The organism is Massilia brevitalea, from assembly GCF_030711405.1.
Lineage (GTDB): Bacteria > Pseudomonadota > Gammaproteobacteria > Burkholderiales > Burkholderiaceae_D > Telluria > Telluria brevitalea.
Window position 1 is genome coordinate 221133 of sequence record NZ_JAULSI010000001.1, and the last position, 19337, is coordinate 240469.

Below are 19337 nucleotides of genomic sequence, written 5' to 3' on the forward strand. Positions count from 1 at the left end.
CACCTTACGTGTGCAAACTGTGTTGGCTGGACCATCGTAGGGTGGGCACTCCGTGCCCACGCGGAACGCACCGTCGTGTTGGCCCTGTTTGAATCCCGCTGCCAATCGCCCCGCGGCGCATCCTGAAGATCAGCCGAGCGCCTCCTGCCCCTGCGCCGCAATCTCCCGCAGCGCCCGCTCAAACACCTCCGGCGGCTGCCCACCCGAAATCAGATGCCGCTGGTTGATGATGATCGCCGGCACCGAGCGAATCCCCGCCTTCTGGAAGAAGTGCTCCGTCTCGCGCACCTCGTCGGCATACTCGCCCGACTCCAGCACACGCTGGGCCTCGGTCTTGTCCAGGCCGACCTGCCCCGCCACACTCACCAGCAGCTCGCGCGAGCTCGGGTCTTCGCAATGGGTGAAATAGGCTTCGAACAGCGCCAATTTGAGTGCATGCTGGCGGCCCTGCTCTTCGGCCCAGTGCAGCAGGCGGTGCGCGTCGAAGGTGTTGTAGATGCGGCCGCGGCGCGCCATGTCGAAGGTGAAACCGACCGCTTCGCCGCGCTGGCGAATCTGTTCGCGTGACTGGATCTGCTGCTCGAGCGGGGCGCCATACTTCTCGGTGATGTGCTCGACGATGTCCTGGCCTTCCGGCGCCATGTCCGGGTTCAGCTCGAACGGCTGGAAGTGCAGGTCGACGGTGACGTCCGGCGCCACGCGTTCGATGGCCTGCTCCAGCGACTTGAGGCCGATCGCGCACCACGGGCACGACACGTCCGATACGAAATCAATCCTCAATTGCTTGCCCACGCGACACCGCCTTCCTGAAATGAATACCGGCGCAGGATGCGCCGGCTGTCCACCCATATGGGCATGCTTGCGAGAGAATCAATAGGCGCTTACTTCTTCTTGGCTCCCGCCGCCTTGCTGCCGATACGCGACTCCTTGCCGGCGATCAGGTTGCCGATATTGGTGGCGTGGCGGTACAGCAGCAGCGAGCTCATCGCCACCACCGCGAACAGGATGGCATCGACGCCGAACAGCAGGCCGTAGTAGAACGGCGCAAACACCGCGGCGATCAGCGCGGCCAGCGAGGAATAGCGGAAGGCGTAGGCCACCACCAGCCAGGTAACCAGGGTCGCCAGGCCGAGCCAGACGTTCAGGCCGAGCAGCACGCCGAGCGCGGTGGCCACGCCCTTGCCGCCGACGAAGCGGAAGAACACCGGCCACAGGTGCCCGAGGAAGACCGCGATCGACACCAGCGCAATGCCGGTGTCGTCGATGCCGAAGTCGGGGCCGAAGTGCACCGCCAGGAACACGGCCAGCCAGCCCTTGGCGCCGTCGCCGACCAGGGTGGCGATCGCCGCCTTCTTGCTGCCGCTGCGCAGCACATTCGTGGCGCCAGGGTTTTTCGAGCCATAGGTGCGCGGGTCGGACAGGCCGAACACGCGGCTCATCACCACGGCAAAGGAAATCGAGCCGATCAGGTAGGCAGCAACGACAGCGATCAGTGTATTCATGTTGTCTTTCTATTATTTCTTATATGTAAAACGAGCGTGAATATACACTAGCCGGCCAGGCGGCGATAGTCAGTCGGCCAGCGCACATTGCACCGGCTTTGCGCCGAGCACCTCGACCAGCACCTGCGGCGCAATCCCGACCAGGTAGCCGCCCCGGCCGCCGTTGATGTAGATTTTTTCGATGGCGAGGATGCTCTCCTCCACGTACACCGGCATCGCCTTTTTCGTGCCGAAGGGCGAGGTGCCGCCTACCAGGAAGCCCGAGTGGCGCTGCGCCACTTCCGGTTTGCAGGGTTCGACCGACTTGCAGCCGATCGCGCGCGCCAGGTTCTTGGTCGACACCTTGCGGTCGCCGTGCATCAGCACGATCAGCGGACGCGCCGCCTCGTCCTGCATCACCAGGGTCTTGACCACGTCGTGTTCGGGCACGCCCAGCGCGCGCGAGGATACGGCCGTGCCGCCGTGCTCTTCATAGGCGTAGGGATGCTCGGAAAACCCCACGGCGTGCTTGCGCAGCCAGGCGGTGGCGGGCGTTTCTGAGACGTGCTCTTTCTTGGCCATGCGTGATACGCTAATCACTGGAATAAAGGGGTTTCTATTATGCAGCAACTGAACCAGCAAGAGCGACGTTTTGCGACTTTCAACGTCTGCAACCTGGCGCCGCCGGGCGTGAAGCTCTACGACAACTTGCTGCCCACCACCGAGCAAGAATACGAAGCCAAGCTGGACTGGACGGCGCACCAGATCGACCTGCTCGACGCCGACGTCATCGGCTTCCAGGAGATCTTTTCGCAAGCGACCCTGAAGGAAGTACTGGCGCGCACGCGGAACTACCGCGAAGCCTTCCATGCCGGCTTCGACCCCGACCCGGCCGCCATGCGCCTGACCCCGAGCGTGGCCCTGGTCTCGCGCCTGCCGCTGGTGGTGCCGGCCCAGCCCATGAAGGATTTCCCGCACGGGATCGAACTGCCCCAGGGCAGCCGCGACGCCGCCCGCTTTACCCGCGCGCCGCTGCACGCCATCGTGCAGGTGTCGCCGGATGTGGCGGTGGACGTGGTGGTGGTGCACCTGAAGTCGCGCCGCCCCGACTACCGCACCGGCGACACCGGCGAAGACCCGGCCCTGTACGCCCTCGCCTGCCTGCGCTCGCTGATCCGGCGCGGCACCGAAGCGGCGGCCCTGCGCGTGCTGGTGACTGAAATGGGCCGCGCCAACCGCCGCCCGCGCGTGGTGCTGGGCGACTTCAACGACGTCGCCGATTCGGTCACCACCGGCATCGTGCTCGGCGCCGGCGCGCCGATGGCCGACCGCCTGTACGACGCCAACGAGGTGCAGCGCCGCGTCGACCACGCGCACCATATGGGCTTCTCGTGCGTGCACGAGGGGCATTACTCGACCATCGACCATATCCTGGTGTCGGAAGAGTTCAATGCGGCGTTGCCGGATGCGATTGGCGAAGTGGTCGAGGTGCTGTACCTGAACGATCACCTCGACCTGGCATTGCCGCAAGCATCGGACCACGGCCAGGTGCTGGCGCGCATCCGCCTGTTCGACGACAGCCACGGCCTGCGCGACGCGGGTATGTGAGTAATCGCCATCCCACGGATTCAGCCCGGGTTTGCATGCCTGTTTCATTTGCGGTGCGTGCATTCATGCGGCAGGACCCGTAGGGTGGGCACTCCGTGCCCACGCGGAACGCGCTGCAATGTCAACGGCCTTCTAGCCAGCAATACGCGTCCAGACAACGTATCCAAAAGCGCATCGTTTCAACCAAGCTCGGCCAGGATTTGAGCCGCCGGCATGCCCCAGGATATCGCGCATCCGAGCAAACGGCAACGATGAAAAACGGCCAACACAGCGGCGCGTTCCGCGTGGGCACTTCGTCATTGATGCCCCCGGCATCAATGACCCCACCGTACGGAATCACGCACAGGCCACGCATGCACTCGATCCGGCTTTTCTGCACTTCAGCGCTGCCAAACCACTGCTTGTCGCATTTCGATGGCGGCCGGCGTTGTCAATTTCTATAGTTGCCACCATGCGCTAGTAGCTNAATCACGCACAGGCCACGCATGCACTCGATCCGGCTTTTCTGCACTTCAGCGCTGCCAAACCACTGCTTGTCGCATTTCGATGGCGGCCGGCGTTGTCAATTTCTATAGTTGCCACCATGCGCTAGTAGCTCCGTCTCCCGTTCGAGGTGGAGCACGGGCGCCCCGTTTCTCCGTGCTTCCCAACAATTCGCGAATAATTCAAATACCGGCCGCCATGAAAATCGAGACCTTGCCGCTTACGCCTGCGATCCCCCTCTCCACCAAGCGCCGCTGGCGCAAACCGGCGATTGCGCTGGCACTGGCGGCCGCTGTCGCCGGCGGCTGGTATGCGTTTCAGGGCAAGCCGGCGGCCCCGGCGCCGAAGGCCGAAGCCAAGCCCACCGTCTTCGAACTCTCGCACAGCGACGTGGTTACGGTCGAGGCGCGCGAACTGGCGCGCCGCTTGCCGCTATCCGGTTCACTGGCGCCGCTGGCCCAGGCCACCGTCAAGTCCAAGGTCTCGGGTGTGGTGCTGGAAACCGGCCTGCGCGAAGGCATGAACGTCAGCGCCGGCCAGGTGATCGCGCGCCTCGACGACGCCGACGCGCGCGCCCGCGTGGCGCAGTACGCAGCGGCGCTGAAGGAAGCCAACGCACGCCTGGCGCTGGCCAACAAGAACGAGTTGAACAGTCGCGCCCTGCTGGAGCAGAACTACATCTCGCAGAATTCCTTCGACACCACGCGCAACAGCGTCGAACTGGCGCAGGCCGCGGTCGACGCCGCGCGCGCCCAGCTGGACCTGGCGCGCATCGCCCTGAACGACACCGTGATCCGCGCGCCGCTGTCGGGCGTGGTCAGCAAGCGCTTCGTGCAGGCCGGCGAAAAGCTGTCGCCGGACAGCCCGGTGATGGCCATCGTCGATTTGCAGCACCTGACGCTCGATGCCCAGGTGCCGGCCTCCGACATCCCGCGCATCAAGGTCGGCCAGGACGTGCACTTCCGCGTCGACGGTTTCGATGCGCGCGATTTCACCGGCAAGGTGGCGCGCATCAACCCGGCCACCGAAGCCGGCTCGCGCGCGATGCTGGTGTATATCAGCGTCGCCAACGACGATGGACTGCTGCGCGCCGGGATGTTCGCGAAAGGCCAGATCACCACCGACAAATCCGCCGCACGCCCGATCGTACCGCTGGCCGCGCTGCGCAAGGATGGCGAGCGTGACGTGGTCTACCGCGTCGCCGACGGCAAGGTGGTGGCGCAGCCGGTCACGCTCGGCATGCGCAACGAGGACGAAGGCCTGGCCGAAGTCACGCATGGCGTCGACGCCGGTGCGGTGCTGCTGAACGTGCCGCTCGATGGCGTCAAGCCGGGTGCGCAGGTCAAGCTGGCCGGCACCACTGCCAAGGCCAAGCCCGATGCCAAGGCCACCGACAACATCGTTGTCGCGAAAAAGGACTGAGCCATGTGGATCACCAAAGTCAGCATCCGCCACCCCGTATTCGCGACCATGGTCATGGTCGGCCTGATGGTGCTCGGCCTGTTCTCCTACCGTACCCTGGGCGTGGAGAGCATGCCGAACGTCGACCTGCCCTTCGCCTGGGTCGAGACCCAGTATCCGGGCGCGTCGCCGGAACAGGTGGAAAACGACGTCACGCGGCCGATCGAGGAAGTCATCAACACCGTCAGCGGCGTGAAGACGATCCGCAGTAATTCCTGGGAAGGCCGCAGCGGCGTCTCGGTCGAGTTCCACATCGCCACCAACACCGACAAGGCGATGCAGGACCTGCGCGACAAGGTGGCGCGCGTGCGCCCCGGCTTCCCGAAAGAGGTGAAGGAACCCTTCATCACCCGCGCCGACGGCGAGAACCAGCAGCCGGTGGTGCGCCTGTCGGTGAGCTCGACCGAGCGCGACATGCGCGCCCTGTCGCTGCTGGCCGAACAGGTGATCGTGAAGCGCCTGCAAAGCGTGGCCGGCGTCGGCGAAGTACGTACCGGCGGCGTGGCCACGCGCCAGATCCTGGTGCACGTGAAGCCCGAGCAGCTGCGCAGCCAGAACATCGGCATCGACGAAGTGCTGCGCGCGATCCAGGCGACGAATGCGAATCTCCCGGCCGGCAATTTGCAGTACGGCGCTAGCGAGCGCCTGGTGCGCGTGGAAGGCAAGATGCGCGAGGCGCGCGAGTTCAATAACATCATCGTGGCACGCCGCGCCAGCGGACCAGTGTATCTGTCGCAGGTGGCCGATGTGGTCGACGGCGAGCGCGAAGAAACCTCGATCTCGCGCGTGAACGGCCAGCGCGCCATTTCGGTCGACATCACCAAGGTGCAGGACGCGAACACCGTGCAGGTGGGCACCGGCATCATCAAGATGGTCGAAGAGATGCGCAAGACCTTACCAAGCGACGTCCACTTCCGCGTGATGGACGACCAGTCGACCACGGTCCAGCAGCAGCTCGATAACGTCAAGCGCACCATCATCGAAGGTGCGATCCTGACCATGGTGATCGTGTTCCTGTTCCTGCATTCCTGGCGCAGCACGGTGATCACCGGCCTGACGCTGCCGATCTCGGTGCTGGCTTCCTTCATCGCGATGCGCTACTTCGGCTTCACGCTGAACTTCCTGACGCTGATGGCGCTGTCCCTGTGCATTGGCCTGCTGATCGACGATGCGATTGTGGTGCGCGAGAACATCGTGCGCCACCTGGGCATGGGCAAGTCGCACATGCGCGCCGCCGAAGACGGCACCAACGAGATCGGCATGGCCGTGATGGCGACCACCTTTGCCATCGTGGCCGTGTTCGTACCGATCGCCTTCATGGACGGCATCATCGGGCGCTTCTTCCTGCAGTTCGGCGTGACGGTGGCGGTGGCCGTGATGGTGTCGCTGTTCGTCAGCTTTACGCTCGATCCGATGCTGTCGTCGGTATGGCCGGACCCGGTAAAGGACCGTTTCAAGTACGTGCCCTGGCTGGGCCGCATCATGGCGCGCATCGAGCACGGTATCGAGCACGTGCACACCTGGTACGGCAAGGTACTGGGGCTGGCCCTGCGCTGGCGGAAAGCCACCCTGGCGCTGGCGCTGGCGGTGTTCGTCGGCAGCCTGGCGCTGGTGCCGCTGATCGGCGGCGAGTTTGCGCCGAAAACCGACAACGGCTTCATCGAGATGCGCTTCAAGACCCCGGTCGGCTCCAGCCTGGCTTATACGGACGCAAAGGTGAAGCAGATCGAGGACATCCTGCGCGAGTACAAGGAAATCGACGCTATCAGCAGCGCCATCGGCGTGTACGAAGGCCACAACAGCGCGCAGGTCGTGCTGAAGCTGACCGACGTGAAGAAGACCGGGCGCCGCTCGCAGGAGACCATGGAGTCCGTCATCCGCGAGCGCCTGTCCTCGATTGCCGGCATCACCATGTCGGTCGGTAACAAGCCGATCTTCATTGCGATCCTGGGCCGCGACGAAGCCAAGCTGGACGCCGTGGCGCACAAGCTGATGGACAAGATGCGTGCGATCAAGGGTGTGGCCGACATCGAGTACAGCCAGGAAGGCGCGAACCCGGCCACCGTCATCCGCATCAACAACGAACTGGCCAGCGACCTTGGCTTGTCGGTGCAGCAGGTCGGCGCGGCATTGCGTCCGTTCGTGGCCGGCGACGAGATCAGCCAGTGGCTGGCGCCGGATGGCCAGAACTACCAGGTGAACGTGCAACTGCCGAGGAATGGGCGCCAGAAGGTGGCCGACCTGGCCGATCTGTCGCTGGCGTCCTCGCGCGTGGATGCGGCCGGCAACCCGATCATGGTGCCGCTGCGCCAGGTAGTCGAGTTCGTGCCCTCGTTCAGCCCGCAGGTGCTCAAGCGCCAGGCGCTGGAACGGCGGGTGGCGATCTATGCCGGTGTCGAAGGCCGTCCGTCGGGCGACGTGAACGGCGACATCGACAAGGCGATGAAGGAAATCGAGCTGCCGGAAGGCGTGCGCTTCGACGTCGGCGGCGATGCCCAGCAGATGGCCGAAACGATGGGCAACTTCCTGTCGGCAATCGTGATTGCGATCATCTTCATCTACCTGGTGCTGGCCTCCCAGTTCGGCAGCTTCCTGCAGCCGATCGCCATCATGATGTCGCTGCCGATGTCGCTGATCGGCGTGCTGATCGCGCTGCTGGCAACGGGCAGCACGCTGAACGTGTTCTCGGTGATCGGCGTGGTGATGCTGATGGGGCTGGTGACCAAGAATGCGATCTTGCTGGTGGACTTTGCGAACCACAGCCAGCGTGCTGGCCAGGCGCAGTTCGCGGCGATCCTGGAAGCCGGCCAGGTGCGCCTGCGTCCGATCCTGATGACGACGCTGGCGATGATCTTCGGCATGCTGCCGATGGCGATCGGCGCCGGGGATGGCGGCGAGACCCAGGCGCCGATGGGGCGCGCGGTGATTGGCGGGGTGATTACCTCGACCCTGCTGACGCTGGTGGTGGTGCCGGTGGCGTACAGCTACCTCGACAACCTGGGCAAGCGCGCCAAGCGCTGGTTTGCCAAGGGGCACGAGGAAGTGGGTGAGATTGCACCGGCAATCGCGAAAGAATCGGCATAGAAACCGGAGTCTGCAGCGCGAACCGTACGGTGGGCACTCCGTGCCCACGCGGAACGCACCGCGGTGTTAGCGGTGTTTGGACCGAAATGGATGCATGACGTTAGCGGCTCCTGGGCGGACCGCTAACGCAAAATCGCCCCCCCGGATGTGCCTCTGGATGCCGCACATCTGACTAGGCGGAAACGAAATAATTCCGCCAACAATGCGGCACGTTCCGCGTGGGCACGGGGTGCCCACCGTACGGGAGTCGTTACGACTGCTCTTGGGTTTCCGTTGCCTCGGACTCTACCCCTTCCCCTGCCTCCCCCTCTGAACCTTCCGCCTTCGGACTGCCCTTCGCCTCCAGCTTGCGCTTGGCTTTTTCCTCCGCCTTGCGCTTCTTTTCCAGTTCCCGTTGCCGCTTTTCGTATTGGAAGTTGGTCCTTGCCATGATTTCCTCGTATGCAAGCTGACATGAAAGAATGGTGCCGAACCCGAACCATTATGCGCCAGTTAAGCGACACGAACTTGACCAGTTTCGAACTAGCCACGTGGGTGATGCTGTGCATGCAGGTGCTTCAAACGTTCGCGTGCCACATGCGTATAAATCTGTGTCGTCGAAATGTCCGAATGCCCAAGCAGCAATTGCACCACGCGCAAGTCGGCGCCATGGTTCAGTAAATGTGTTGCAAACGCGTGGCGCAGCGTGTGCGGCGACAAGGGCGCGCGGATGCCCGCCTTCAACGCATGCTTCTTGATGAGTATCCAGAACATCTGCCGCGTCATCGGCCCGCCACGCCCGGTCACGAACAGGGCATCGTCTATCTGCCCGTTGAGAATGATCCCACGCGCATCCTTCAGGTAGCGCTCGACCCAGTTTCGCGCCTCAGCCCCGAAGGGGACGAGGCGCGTTTTACTGCCCTTGCCGGTAATGCGCAGCACGCCATCGTTCAGGCTCAGTTCGACCAGTTTCAGCGCCACCAGTTCCGACACCCGCAGCCCGCTGGCATACATCAGCTCCAGCATGGTGCGTTCGCGCAGGCCCAGCGGCGTGCTCACATCGGGCGCATTCAACAGCGCCTCGACCTGCTCCTCGGTGAGGGTGTGCACGAAGCGCAGCGGCTGGCGCGCCGTGGCCATCTTCAGGCAGGGGTCCTCCGCCACCTGGTTGCGGCGCAGCGCCAGCTGGTAAAAGCGTTTCAGGACCGACAGCCGCCGGTTGGCCGTGCTCGGCTTGGTGTCGGCGTGGCGCTCGGCAAAGTACCCGGCCAGGTGTTCAGCCTGCACGCTCAATAGCCCGCATGCGGGATAACGAGCGTGCAGCCACTGCGCAAACAGGCGCAGGTCGCGCCGGTAAGCGTCGAGCGAGTTCTTCGCCAGGCCGTGTTCCAGCCACAGCGTGTCGCAGAACTCGTCGATCAGTCCCAGATCGACTGCTGCTGCCATGGCGATGCGGTGGCGCCTTCATGGCGCAGGAGCCAGCGCTTGACGGACAGGTGGAAGCCGTTTTCTTCGTCGTGGCTGGCAAAGCCGCCCAGGCCGCGGGCGGCCGTCACGCGGTGGCAGGGAATGACCAGCGGGAACCAGTTGGCGCCGCAGGCCTGGCCCACCGCGCGCGGCGCCGAGCCGAGTTCCTTGGCCAGGATGCCGTAGGTGCGCACGCTGCCGCGCGGGATCGCGCTGATCGCCCCCCACACGCGGCGCTGGAAATCGCTGCCCGCTTCCATCAGCGGCAGGTCGAACACGAAATCGGGGTCTGCCAGGTACTGTTCGACCTGGCGCGCGGCCAGCTCGGCCGTGGCGTCCTGCGCCGCCTTGTCGCCGAAACGCGGCTCGAGGTAGACCAGTTCGCGCACGCGTTCGCCTTCGGTACGGATGCCGATGGCGCCAAACGGCGCCGGCACGATGGCGGAAAACAGCTCGCTGCCTTGTGGAGTATTCATGCCGCGTAGTTTACTCCTCGCGCCCCCGCTCCACCAACTTTTTCGATCGAGCAATTTCTCGTACGTGGCGTCAGTTTATTGCAAAAACGACTATGCTAAAAACAAACACTGACACCGGACGAATATGCCGCGCGTACTCCGCTTCCTGGTTTTCGTTTCACTGCTTGGCTGCCTGGCCCAGGCCGGCGCGCAGGTGTCTGCGCCGCTGCGGATCGGCGTATCGAATAATGCACCGAACCTGTTCATCAATCAGCAAGGCCAGGCCGACGGTATCCAGATCGACCTGCTGCGCGAGATAGCCAGCGCCGAGCTCTGGACGCTGGAATTCGTGTCTTGCGAATGGACCGCCTGCATCGACCTGCTGTCCGAAGGCCGGATCGACCTGCTGCCCGACGTCGCCTGGTCCGAAGAGCGCGCGCGCGTGTTCGCCTTCCACCGCATTCCCGCCGTGCACAGCTGGTCGCAGGTGTATGCCCGCTCAGGCAGCGGCATCCGCGCCCTGCCCGACCTGAAAGGCCGGCGCATCGCGGTACTGTCCAGTTCGATCCAGGCCCAGACCCTGCCCGCCATCCTGGCCGGCTACGGCGCACCGGCCGTCCTGATGCCCTCGCCTTCGCTGGAGCGCGCCTTTGCCCTGGTGACCGAAGGCGAGGCCGACGCCGTCGCCGCCAACCATTTCTTCGGCGACCACGAAGCCGCGCGCCAGGGCCTGGTGGCGACCGGCGCCGTGTTCAACCCGGCGCGCGTGTACTACGCGGCCCTGCCCGGGCGCCAGCAGGCCGTGCTCGACACCATCGACCGCCACCTGGCGGCCTGGCGCGCCGATCCGAACTCGGTGTATTTCGCCACGCTGCGCCAGTGGCAGACCGACGGCCTCAGGCAAACCGTACCGACCAACCTGTGGTGGGCGCTGGCGGCGGCGGTCGGGCTGCTCCTCTCGGCGCTGGCGGTGGCCAGCTGGCTGCGTACCGAGGTCGCGGCGCGCACCCGGGAGCTGCGCGAGAATGAGGAAAAGCTCACTACCATCCTCGACAGCGTCGATAGCCTCATCTACATCAAGGACGAGCACTCCTGCTACCAGTACGTGAACGGCGCCCTGTCGCGCATGCTGGGCAAGCCTCCGGCCGCCATCATCGGCAAGGACGACGAGGCCTTGTTCGGGCCTGCGCACGCGCCGAGGATGCGCGACGGCGACCGCAAGGTATTGTCCAACGGAGAGCGCCATGTGAGCGAAGAACGCATGGACGGCAAAGTCTACCTCACGACCAAGATCCCCCTCAGGCGCGGCGGCGGCCAGGTATATGGGGTATGCGGCATTTCGACCGACATCACATCGAGCAAGCAGGCCGAGGAATCGCTGCGCATCGCTTCCATCGTGTTCCAGTCGGGCGAGGGGATGTGCGTGCTCAGTCCCGAAGCCGTGATGATCGAGGCCAACGAAGCCTGGGGACTCCTGGTCGGCACGCCCGCCGCCGAGCTGCCCGGCACTGCCTTCCCGCCGTTCTCGCTGGAGCAGGACGGCGACGACTACCGCGAGCGCATGTGGAACACGGTGCGGCGCGAGCAGACCTGGCAGGGCGAAGTCTGGACCCGGCGCCGCAGCGGCCAGCCCTATCCGGCCTGGCTGACGGTGAGCGCGGTGCGCGACGCCGAAGGCGTGCTGACCAACTTCGTCTGCACCCAGTCCGACATCAGCGCCCGCAAGCAGGCCGACGAGCGGATCGTCCAGCTGGCCTACTACGATCCGCTCACCAGTCTGCCGAACCGGCGCCTGCTCTACGAGCGGCTCGACCATTGCATGGGCCGGCACGGCCGCAACCGCCGCGTCGGCGCCCTGCTGTTCCTCGACATGGACAATTTCAAGGACCTGAACGACAGCCGCGGCCACGTGGTGGGCGACCATTTGCTGCAGCAGGTAGCGGCGCGCCTGCTGCAGTGCGCGCGCGACAGCGACACCGTGGCGCGCCTGGGCGGCGACGAATTCGTGATCCTGCTGGAAGCGGTCGGCGCCAGCGAGGCCGAAGCACTGCAGCATGCCGACACGGTCGGCCACAAGATTTTGAGCGCGCTGCGCGACCCGTTCGAGGTCGGCGGCGCCGTGCACCACGCCAGCTGCAGCATCGGCGTCACCCTGTGCAGCGGCCACGAGCAGCAGCTCGACGACCTGATGCGGCGCGGCGACCTCGCCATGTACGAAGCCAAGCGCCAGGGCCGCAACACGCTGCGCTTCTTCCACACCTCGATGGAGCAGGAAGTCACCTACCGCACCGCCATCGAGACCGAGCTGCGCGCAGCGTTGCGCGAGCAGCAGTTCGTGCTGCACTACCAGGGCCAGGTCGACGGCGACGGCATGCTGACCGGGGCCGTCGACCTGGTGCGCTGGCAGCATCCGCAGCGCGGCCTGATCGGGCCGGGCGGCTTCATCGCGATTGCCGAAACCTCGGGCCTGATCGTGCCGCTCGGAAGTTGGGTGCTGCGCACCGCCTGCGAGCAACTGGCCGCCTGGGCCCGCACGCCCGCCACGGCGCACCTGACGCTGGCGGTGAACGTCAGCGTGCGCCAGTTCCTGCAGGCCGACTTCGTCGAGGAGACGCTGGCGATTCTGGTTGACACTGGCGCCGACCCGACGCGCCTGAAGCTGGAGCTGACCGAGACCCTGATGATCGAGGGAGTCGAGGAAACCATCGGGAAAATGCAGGCCCTGCGCGAGCACGGCATCTGCTTCTCGCTCGACGATTTCGGCACCGGGTATTCGTCGCTGAGCTACCTGAAGCGGCTGCCGCTGGACCAGCTGAAGATCGACCAGAGTTTCGTGCGCGACGTGCTGGACGACCCGAACGACGCGTCGATTGCGCGCAGCGTGGTGGCGCTTGGGAAGTCGCTGGGGCTGGGGATCATTGCGGAGGGCGTGGAGACCGAGGCGCAGCGTTCGTTCCTGGCGGAGATCGGGTGCGATAACTGGCAGGGGTTCCTGTTCAGCAGGCCGGTGGATGCGAGGACGCTGGAGGAATTGGCGGCCTAGGTTCGTGGCCGCTTGCGGGCGGTGCGGGCGACGAATTTCCGCACGTGTCCGCAATCAGGCGCACGTACCGCGTGGGCACGGGGTGCCCACCGTACGGAACGCCGTGCATACGCATCACGTACCTTGGATGATCCGCCGACCGTACGGTGGGCCCTCCGTGCCCACGCGGTTACGCGCCCATCCATGCACCCGCTGCCGTGACCCATCGCCCGCTACCGCTTCCGACGGCCACTGCCAAAAAAACCCAAAAAAAAAGCGCACCAGCGGTGCGCTCTGAATCATGGTCACGTCCCGGCTACTAGGCGTACCCGCAGCTTCTGTCGAACGTGTGTCTCCTCACATGATCTCCGGTATGGACTACCGGGTTTTTCTTTACTCCCCAAACTGTGTGTCCGGTACCACCGCACTATTTAAGTGCCGGCAGCGCCCCATGATAACGCAACTGTGTCGGCAAAAGAATATTTTTTTATAACGATATGCACCGATCAACCATACACGAGGTTGGGAAGCCACAGCGAGATCGCCGGCACGTAGGTCACCAGCATCAGGAAGCCCAGCATGGTCAGCAGCCAGGGCAATACGGCGACCGTCAATTCCGAAATCCCCATCTTGGTGATCCCCGAGGCCACGTACAAATTCAGCCCCACCGGCGGGTGGCACATGCCCACTTCCATGTTCACCACGATCAGGATGCCGAAGTGGATCGGGTCGATCCCCAGCGCCACCGCCACCGGGAACAAAATCGGCGCCATGATCAGCACGATCGACGAGGGCTCCATCACATTCCCGGCCAGCAACAGCAGGATGTTCACCACAAGCAGGAAGCTGACCACGCCCAGGCCCTGCGCGGTGAGCCAGGCCGCCATCTGCTGCGGGATGTTCTCGCTGGTCATCAGGAACGAGAACAGCACCGCGTTCGTGATGATGTACAGCAGCATCGCCGACAGCGAAGCCGAGTCCAGCAGCACCCGCCCCACCTGGCGCAGCTTCAGGTCCTTGTAGACGAACACGGCGATGATGAAGGCGTACACGGCCGCAATCGCCGCGGCTTCGGTCGGCGTGAATACGCCCGTATAGATGCCGCCCATCACGATCACGATCAGGAACAGGCCCCAGGCGCTTTTGCGGAAGGCTTGCCAGCGCTCGCCCCAGCTGGCTTTCGCCATGCGCGGGTAGCCATGCTTCTTGGCCAGCACCCAGGTCGTCAGGCCCAGCAGGAAGGCCAGCATCAGCCCCGGAATCACGCCCGCCATGAACAGCTTGCCGACCGAGGTATTCGTCGTCACCGAATACATCACCATCACGATCGAGGGCGGGATCAGGATGCCGAGCGCGCCAGAGGTCGTGATCACGCCGGCGCCGAAGCGCTTCGGATAACCCTGCTTGACCATGGCCGGCAGGATGATCGAGCCGATCGCCACCACGGTGGCCGGGCTGGACCCCGACACCGCCGCGAACAGCGCGCAGGCCAGCACGCCGGCCAGCGCCAGGCCGCCGTGCCAGTGGCCGACCATCGAGGTGGCAAAGCGGATCATGCGCCGCGCCACCCCGCCATGGGTCAGGAAATTCCCGGCCAGGATGAAGAACGGAATCGCCATGATCTCGAACTTCTCGATGCCGGTGAAGAGCTTCAGCGCCACCGACTCGATCGGCACCGTGGTCATGGTGAACAGGAAGGTGAGCACGGTGAGGCCGAGCGAGATCGAGATCGGCATCCCGGTCAGCATCAACAGCAGCAGCAACAGGAAGATGATGGCGGCGTTCATGCGGCACCTTTCGAGATCGGCAGGTCATCGTCGTCCAGGCCTTCGACCTGGGCCGGGTCATGGTGCGGCACTTCGCCGGTGCGCAGGAAGTGCACCATCACCTGCAGGAAGCGGAAGCACATCAAATACGAGCCGAGCGGCACCGCCAGGTAGATGGTCCACATCGGCCATTCGAGGTCGGCCGAGGTCTGGTCGGTCTCGGCCATGTGCCAGACGAAGTTCGCACCGAGCGTGCCGACAATCCCGGTGAAGACGGCTCCGGCCAGCAGGCCGAACACGATGAATTTCGCACGCCAAGGCGGGCTGAGACGGTTCACGATCACGTCGACGCCGACGTGGATGCCGGTGCGCACGCCGTAGGCTGCGCCGAACTTGGCCATCCACACGAACATGTAGATGCACAGTTCCTGGGCCCAGCTGGTGTTGACCTGGATGAGGAAGTCCTGCAGTGCCGGAATCGGCAGTCCAAACAAATAGCGATGCACCACCGCGATGAAGATGACGATGGTGGCCGCCGCCATCAGGGTCGCGATGATCCATTCTTCGAGTCGATCGAGGAATTTCATGGATGTCTTTCAGGAGGACAGGCTGAGCGAAGCCATGGCGCGCACGCTGGGTGCGCGGCCATGGCCCGAGACCTTCACATCGTGCTTACTTCTTCGCGGTCTCGCGGGTAATCGACTGGATGAGGTCCTTGCCGATCCGGCTTTCCATCTGGCGCTGCACCGGCTGCAGGGCCGTGCGCCAGGCCGCCTGCTCCTGCGGCGTCAGGTTGTAGATCGTGGTCTTGCCGGCCTTGCGGATGGCTTCCAGCGCCAGATCGTTGTCGCGCTGGGCGATGGCTTTTTCGAAGGTGGTGGCGTCGCGCATGGCCTGCTCGAGCTGGCCGCGCACATCCGCCGGCAGCCCGTCCCAGAACTTCTTGTTGACGATAACGGCGTAGCCCAGGTAGCCGTGGTTCGACACGGTCAGGTGCTTCTGCACCTCATGCATCTTTTGCGTGTACATGTTCGACGGCGGGTTCTCGGTGCCGTCCACCACGCCGGTCTGCAAGGCCTGATAGACTTCCGAGAAAGCCAGCACCTGCGGATTCGCGCCGAGCGCACGCATCTGCGCGTCCAGCACCTTCGAGGACTGGATGCGCATCTTCAGGCCGCGGAAGTCGGCTGGGGCATGCAGCGGCTTGTTGGCCGACATGATCTTGAAGCCGTTGTCCCAGTAAGCCAGGCCGGTGATGCCTTTCGGTTCAAGCTTTTTGAGCAGGCTCTTGCCGATCGGCCCTTCGGTCACCGCGTACAGCGCGGCCTTGGACGGGAAAATGTACGGCAGATCGAAGGCTTCGAATTCCTTTACGCCGAGCGGGCCGAACTTGGCCAGCGAGGGCGCCAGCATCTGCACCGCGCCCAGCTGCAGGGCTTCGAGTTCTTCCTTGTCCTTGTACAGCTGGCTGTTCGGATACACTTCGACCTTGACCCGGCCGCGGGTCAGCTTCTCGGCCTGTTCCTTGAAGCGTTCGGCGGCCTGCCCTTTTGGCGTATCGGTCGCGACCACGTGGCTGAACTTGATGACGATGGGCGCCTGGGCCCAGGCGGCATTCACGGAAAGGGCGACGGCAAAGGCCGCGGCCAGGGCTTTGATCTGCATGGTGTCTCCTCGGGTCTCGATTTTGTAGGTCAAACAGGTCTGCACGACAGCATTTTTTACATTGCTTTTGTGGAATTCCACAATAACATCACTCCAACGACTATTGCACGTTCCAGCATGAAAAATCCCTTTCGCCTGCCGCGCCGCGCCAGCCTGTCCCGTCCCTGGCGCTGGCTGGTGCCGCTGCTGCTGGTGCTGCTGTTCCTGGCGGTGCTGCTCTGGCTGCCCTGGCAGGCGCGCCAGATGGAGGCCAACGAGCGCCAGGAGCAGCTGATCGCCGACACGCTCTGGGTCGAGCAGACCCTGCGCTTCGAGCTGGCGCGCAGCGAGGAAGCCCTGGCCGTGCTCGGCGCCGATTTGCTGGTCAAGCCGCCCGCGCCCGAGCAGCTGCAGGCGCGCCTGGACCAGATGTTCAAGAACGGCCACGAGCTGCGCCGCGTGCTCTGGCTCGGCTCCGACGGCGCGACCCTGGCCCACCACGGCCTGGAACTGCCGCCGGGCGGCCTGGCGTCGGTCGGCGCCGATGCCATGGAAATGGCGCGCCTGACCCGCGCCGGCCGCTACACCGAGCCCTACGGCGCCAGCGCCCACGCCCCCGGCATGATCGACTACTACCTGCCGCTGTTCCGGCGCGGCGAGTACGCCGGCGCTTTGGTGGCCAGCTACAGCCTGAAGGTCCTGCTGGACGAAACCGTGCCCTGGTGGTTTGCCCAGGACAACGCCCTGGCCCTGCTCGACCGCGACGATGAACCGGTGGCCGCACGCGCCGACGGCGGGCCGGGACGCGGCGTCTACACCCACCGCCGCGCCCTCGATTTGCCGGGCAGCTCGATCGTGCTGGCCACCGACAGCGTGAAAGGCTCGCCGCGCCTGCTGCCGAATCTGCTGGTCGGTTCGGTGATCGTGCTGGCGCTCGGCCTCCTGATCAGCCTGATGAGCCTGTGGCGCCACATCTCGCGCACCCTGGCCGCCGAAAGCGCGCTGCGCCAGCAGATGGCCTTCCGCACCGCGATGGAAAACTCGCTCCTGACCGGCCTGCGCGCGCGCGACCTGGAGGGCCGCGTCACCTACGTCAACAAGGCCTTCTGCCAGATCGTCGGCTTGCCAGCGGAAGAACTGCTGGGCAAGAAGCCGCCCATGCCCTACTGGGCGCCGGAAGCCACGCTCGATTACGAAGAGCGCTTCGCCAAGATCCTGGCCGGGACCGTGACGCCGCAATTCGAGACCGTGTTCCAGCGAGCCGACGGCGTGCGCGTGCCGGTGCTGGTGTTCGAGGCGCCGCTGGTCGACAGCCGCGGCAATCAGACCGGCTGGATGAGCTCCATCCTCGACATCACCGACCGCAAGAAGGCCGAGGAACTGAACCGCCAGCAGCAGGAAAAGCTGGAAGCGAGCGCGCGCCTGGCCACCATGGGCGAGATTTCGTCGATGCTGGCGCACGAGCTGAACCAGCCGCTGGCGGCGATTTCCAGTTACACGGCGGGTGCTTTGAACGTGCTGGAACGGGCCGACAAGGGCGTGCCAGTCGAGCCGAACCTGCTGCGCCGCGCACTGGAGCAGGCGCGCCAGCAGGCCCAGCGCGCCGGCCAGATCATCAAGAGCGTGCACGAGTTCGTGAAGAAGAGCGAGCCGCAGCGCGAGGAAGTGGCGATCAGGAGCGTGGTCGACGGCGTGCGCGCCCTGGTCGAACTGCAGGCGCGCAAGTCCTGGGTGACGCTGCAGTTCGCGCTGCCGCCGGCGCTGCCGACCGTGCTGGCCGACCGCCTGATGCTGGAACAGGTGCTGCTGAACCTGACGCGCAACGGCATCGAGGCCATGGCCGAGCTGCCGCCCGAGCGGCGCATCCTGCGCATCGCCGCCGGCTTTGATGCGGCCCAGGTGTCGGTGTCGGTGATCGACAATGGCCACGGCATCCCGCCGGACGTGGCCGAGCGCCTGTTCTCGCCCTTCTTTTCGACCAAGGCCGAAGGCATGGGCATGGGCCTGTCGATCTGCCGCACGGCGATCGAATTCCACGGCGGTACGCTGACCCATGCGCCGAATCCGGGCGGCGGCACGGTGTTTACGTTCAGCCTGCCGCGCCGCGATGCGGCGGCGGCGGCATCTGCAACGGGTGCGCCTGAGCTAAAATAGTGCATTGAGGAGGTATCGCATGCTGCACATCGTCGACGACGAAGAAGTCATCCGTGACGCCCTCGCCTGGCTGGCACAGTCGCGCGGGCTGGCGGCGCGCGGCTATGCGGGCGGCCAGGCCTTCCTCGACAGCGTGGGCGAGCCCGACCTCGAGGGCGACTGCGTGCTGCTCGACGTGCGCATGCCCGACATGAACGGGGTGGCGGTGTTCGACCAGTTGATCGGACGCGGTCTGCTGCCGCGCTTGCCGGTGATTTTTTTGACCGGGCATGGCGATGTGCCGATGGCGGTCGATTCTTTGAAACGCGGGGCGTTTGACTTCTTCGAGAAGCCGTTCAACGACAACCAGCTGATGGACCGGGTCGACCAGGCGCTGGCCGCCTCGCGCGCGGCGGCGGCGTCGGACCAGGTGCGGGTGCGGCTGGCGACCTTGTCGGCGCGCGAGCGCGAGGTGCTGGACCTGATTTTGGCGGGGAAGATGAACAAGGTCGTCGCGGACGAACTGGGCATCAGCATGCGCACGGTGGAGGTGCACCGGGCGCATATATTCGACAAGATGCAGGTGAAGACGGCGGTGGAGTTGGCGGGGTTGTTGAAGTAAGCGGCCACGTCGTTTTCAAAGCGGATTTCCACGTGCGTGGCGCTGTTGCGTGATCCGTTATTGGTGGGTTTGATCCGCGTGGGCACAGGTGCCCACCCTAATGTGATGGACTCCACCCTCCTGATAACGGCA

Annotated in this window: 15 protein-coding genes; 6 read left to right on the forward strand and 9 right to left on the reverse strand. The window is 64.9% G+C overall.

The features are described from left to right. Positions 1 to 129 precede the first annotated feature (129 nt). From QWL29_RS00845 to QWL29_RS00855, 3 genes are all read right to left on the reverse strand, one after another. Entirely contained in the window at positions 130 to 792 is a 663-nt protein-coding gene (locus tag QWL29_RS00845; RefSeq protein ID WP_305820991.1) for a DsbA family oxidoreductase, read from the reverse strand. Between the two features lie 89 nt (positions 793 to 881). Beyond that, positions 882 to 1502 (reverse strand): glycerol-3-phosphate 1-O-acyltransferase PlsY, encoded by a 621-nt coding sequence (gene plsY / locus QWL29_RS00850; protein WP_305820992.1) that lies wholly within the window; start codon positions 1500 to 1502, stop codon positions 882 to 884. A 69-nt stretch (positions 1503 to 1571) separates the two neighbouring features. Beyond that, positions 1572 to 2063: an aminoacyl-tRNA deacylase gene (locus QWL29_RS00855; protein ID WP_305820993.1), complete on the reverse strand. Its 492-nt coding sequence runs from the start codon at positions 2061 to 2063 to the stop codon at positions 1572 to 1574. 39 nt (positions 2064 to 2102) lie between these two features. On the opposite strand from QWL29_RS00855, the gene QWL29_RS00860 reads away from it, so the two are divergent. The 3 genes from QWL29_RS00860 (at position 2103) to QWL29_RS00870 (ending at position 8117) form a co-directional block, all read left to right on the forward strand. Next, a complete protein-coding gene (locus QWL29_RS00860; protein WP_305820994.1) occupies positions 2103 to 3089 on the forward strand; it encodes an endonuclease/exonuclease/phosphatase family protein in 987 nt (328 codons plus the stop codon). 681 nt (positions 3090 to 3770) lie between these two features. Next, entirely contained in the window at positions 3771 to 4994 is a 1224-nt protein-coding gene (locus tag QWL29_RS00865; protein ID WP_305820995.1) for an efflux RND transporter periplasmic adaptor subunit, read from the forward strand. A gap of 3 nt (positions 4995 to 4997) precedes the next feature. Beyond that, positions 4998 to 8117, forward strand: a complete 3120-nt coding sequence (locus QWL29_RS00870) for an efflux RND transporter permease subunit (protein WP_305820996.1) — start codon at positions 4998 to 5000, stop codon at positions 8115 to 8117. A 250-nt stretch (positions 8118 to 8367) separates the two neighbouring features. Here the strand turns inward: QWL29_RS00870 and QWL29_RS00875 are convergent, their stop codons facing one another. The 3 genes from QWL29_RS00875 to QWL29_RS00885 all read right to left on the reverse strand — a co-directional run bounded on the left by QWL29_RS00875 (position 8368) and on the right by QWL29_RS00885 (position 10039). Further along, positions 8368 to 8547, reverse strand: a complete 180-nt coding sequence (locus QWL29_RS00875; protein WP_305820997.1) for a hypothetical protein — start codon at positions 8545 to 8547, stop codon at positions 8368 to 8370. A gap of 92 nt (positions 8548 to 8639) precedes the next feature. Beyond that, positions 8640 to 9542, reverse strand: coding sequence for a site-specific tyrosine recombinase XerD (gene xerD, locus QWL29_RS00880; RefSeq protein ID WP_305820998.1), 903 nt, complete (start codon positions 9540 to 9542; stop codon positions 8640 to 8642). After that, complete coding sequence (locus tag QWL29_RS00885) at positions 9515 to 10039, reverse strand: methylated-DNA--[protein]-cysteine S-methyltransferase (RefSeq protein ID WP_305820999.1); 525 nt, start codon at positions 10037 to 10039, stop codon at positions 9515 to 9517. Before QWL29_RS00885 ends, xerD begins: the two co-directional genes overlap by 28 nt. 124 nt (positions 10040 to 10163) lie before the next feature. Between QWL29_RS00885 and QWL29_RS00890 the strand changes: the two genes are divergently transcribed. Continuing rightward, positions 10164 to 13061, forward strand: coding sequence for an EAL domain-containing protein (locus tag QWL29_RS00890; protein ID WP_305821000.1), 2898 nt, complete (start codon positions 10164 to 10166; stop codon positions 13059 to 13061). 485 nt (positions 13062 to 13546) lie between these two features. On the opposite strand, the gene QWL29_RS00895 is transcribed toward QWL29_RS00890, so the two are convergent. From QWL29_RS00895 to QWL29_RS00905, 3 genes are all read right to left on the reverse strand, one after another. Beyond that, entirely contained in the window at positions 13547 to 14827 is a 1281-nt protein-coding gene (locus QWL29_RS00895) for a TRAP transporter large permease (RefSeq protein WP_305821001.1), read from the reverse strand. After that, entirely contained in the window at positions 14824 to 15393 is a 570-nt protein-coding gene (locus tag QWL29_RS00900) for a TRAP transporter small permease (protein ID WP_305821002.1), read from the reverse strand. Before QWL29_RS00900 ends, QWL29_RS00895 begins: the two co-directional genes overlap by 4 nt. Positions 15394 to 15478: 85 nt before the next feature. Then, positions 15479 to 16471 carry a TRAP transporter substrate-binding protein gene (locus QWL29_RS00905; protein ID WP_305821003.1) on the reverse strand — a complete coding sequence of 331 codons (993 nt, stop codon included), beginning with the start codon at positions 16469 to 16471 and terminating at the stop codon, positions 15479 to 15481. Between the two features lie 117 nt (positions 16472 to 16588). Here QWL29_RS00905 and QWL29_RS00910 point away from each other — a divergent pair, with 117 nt between their 5' ends. Then, positions 16589 to 18604, forward strand: a complete 2016-nt coding sequence (locus tag QWL29_RS00910) for a PAS domain-containing sensor histidine kinase (RefSeq protein ID WP_305821004.1) — start codon at positions 16589 to 16591, stop codon at positions 18602 to 18604. Positions 18605 to 18623: 19 nt separating this feature from the next. Next, positions 18624 to 19205 carry a response regulator transcription factor gene (locus QWL29_RS00915; RefSeq protein WP_305821005.1) on the forward strand — a complete coding sequence of 194 codons (582 nt, stop codon included), beginning with the start codon at positions 18624 to 18626 and terminating at the stop codon, positions 19203 to 19205. The last annotated feature ends 132 nt before the right edge of the window (positions 19206 to 19337 follow it).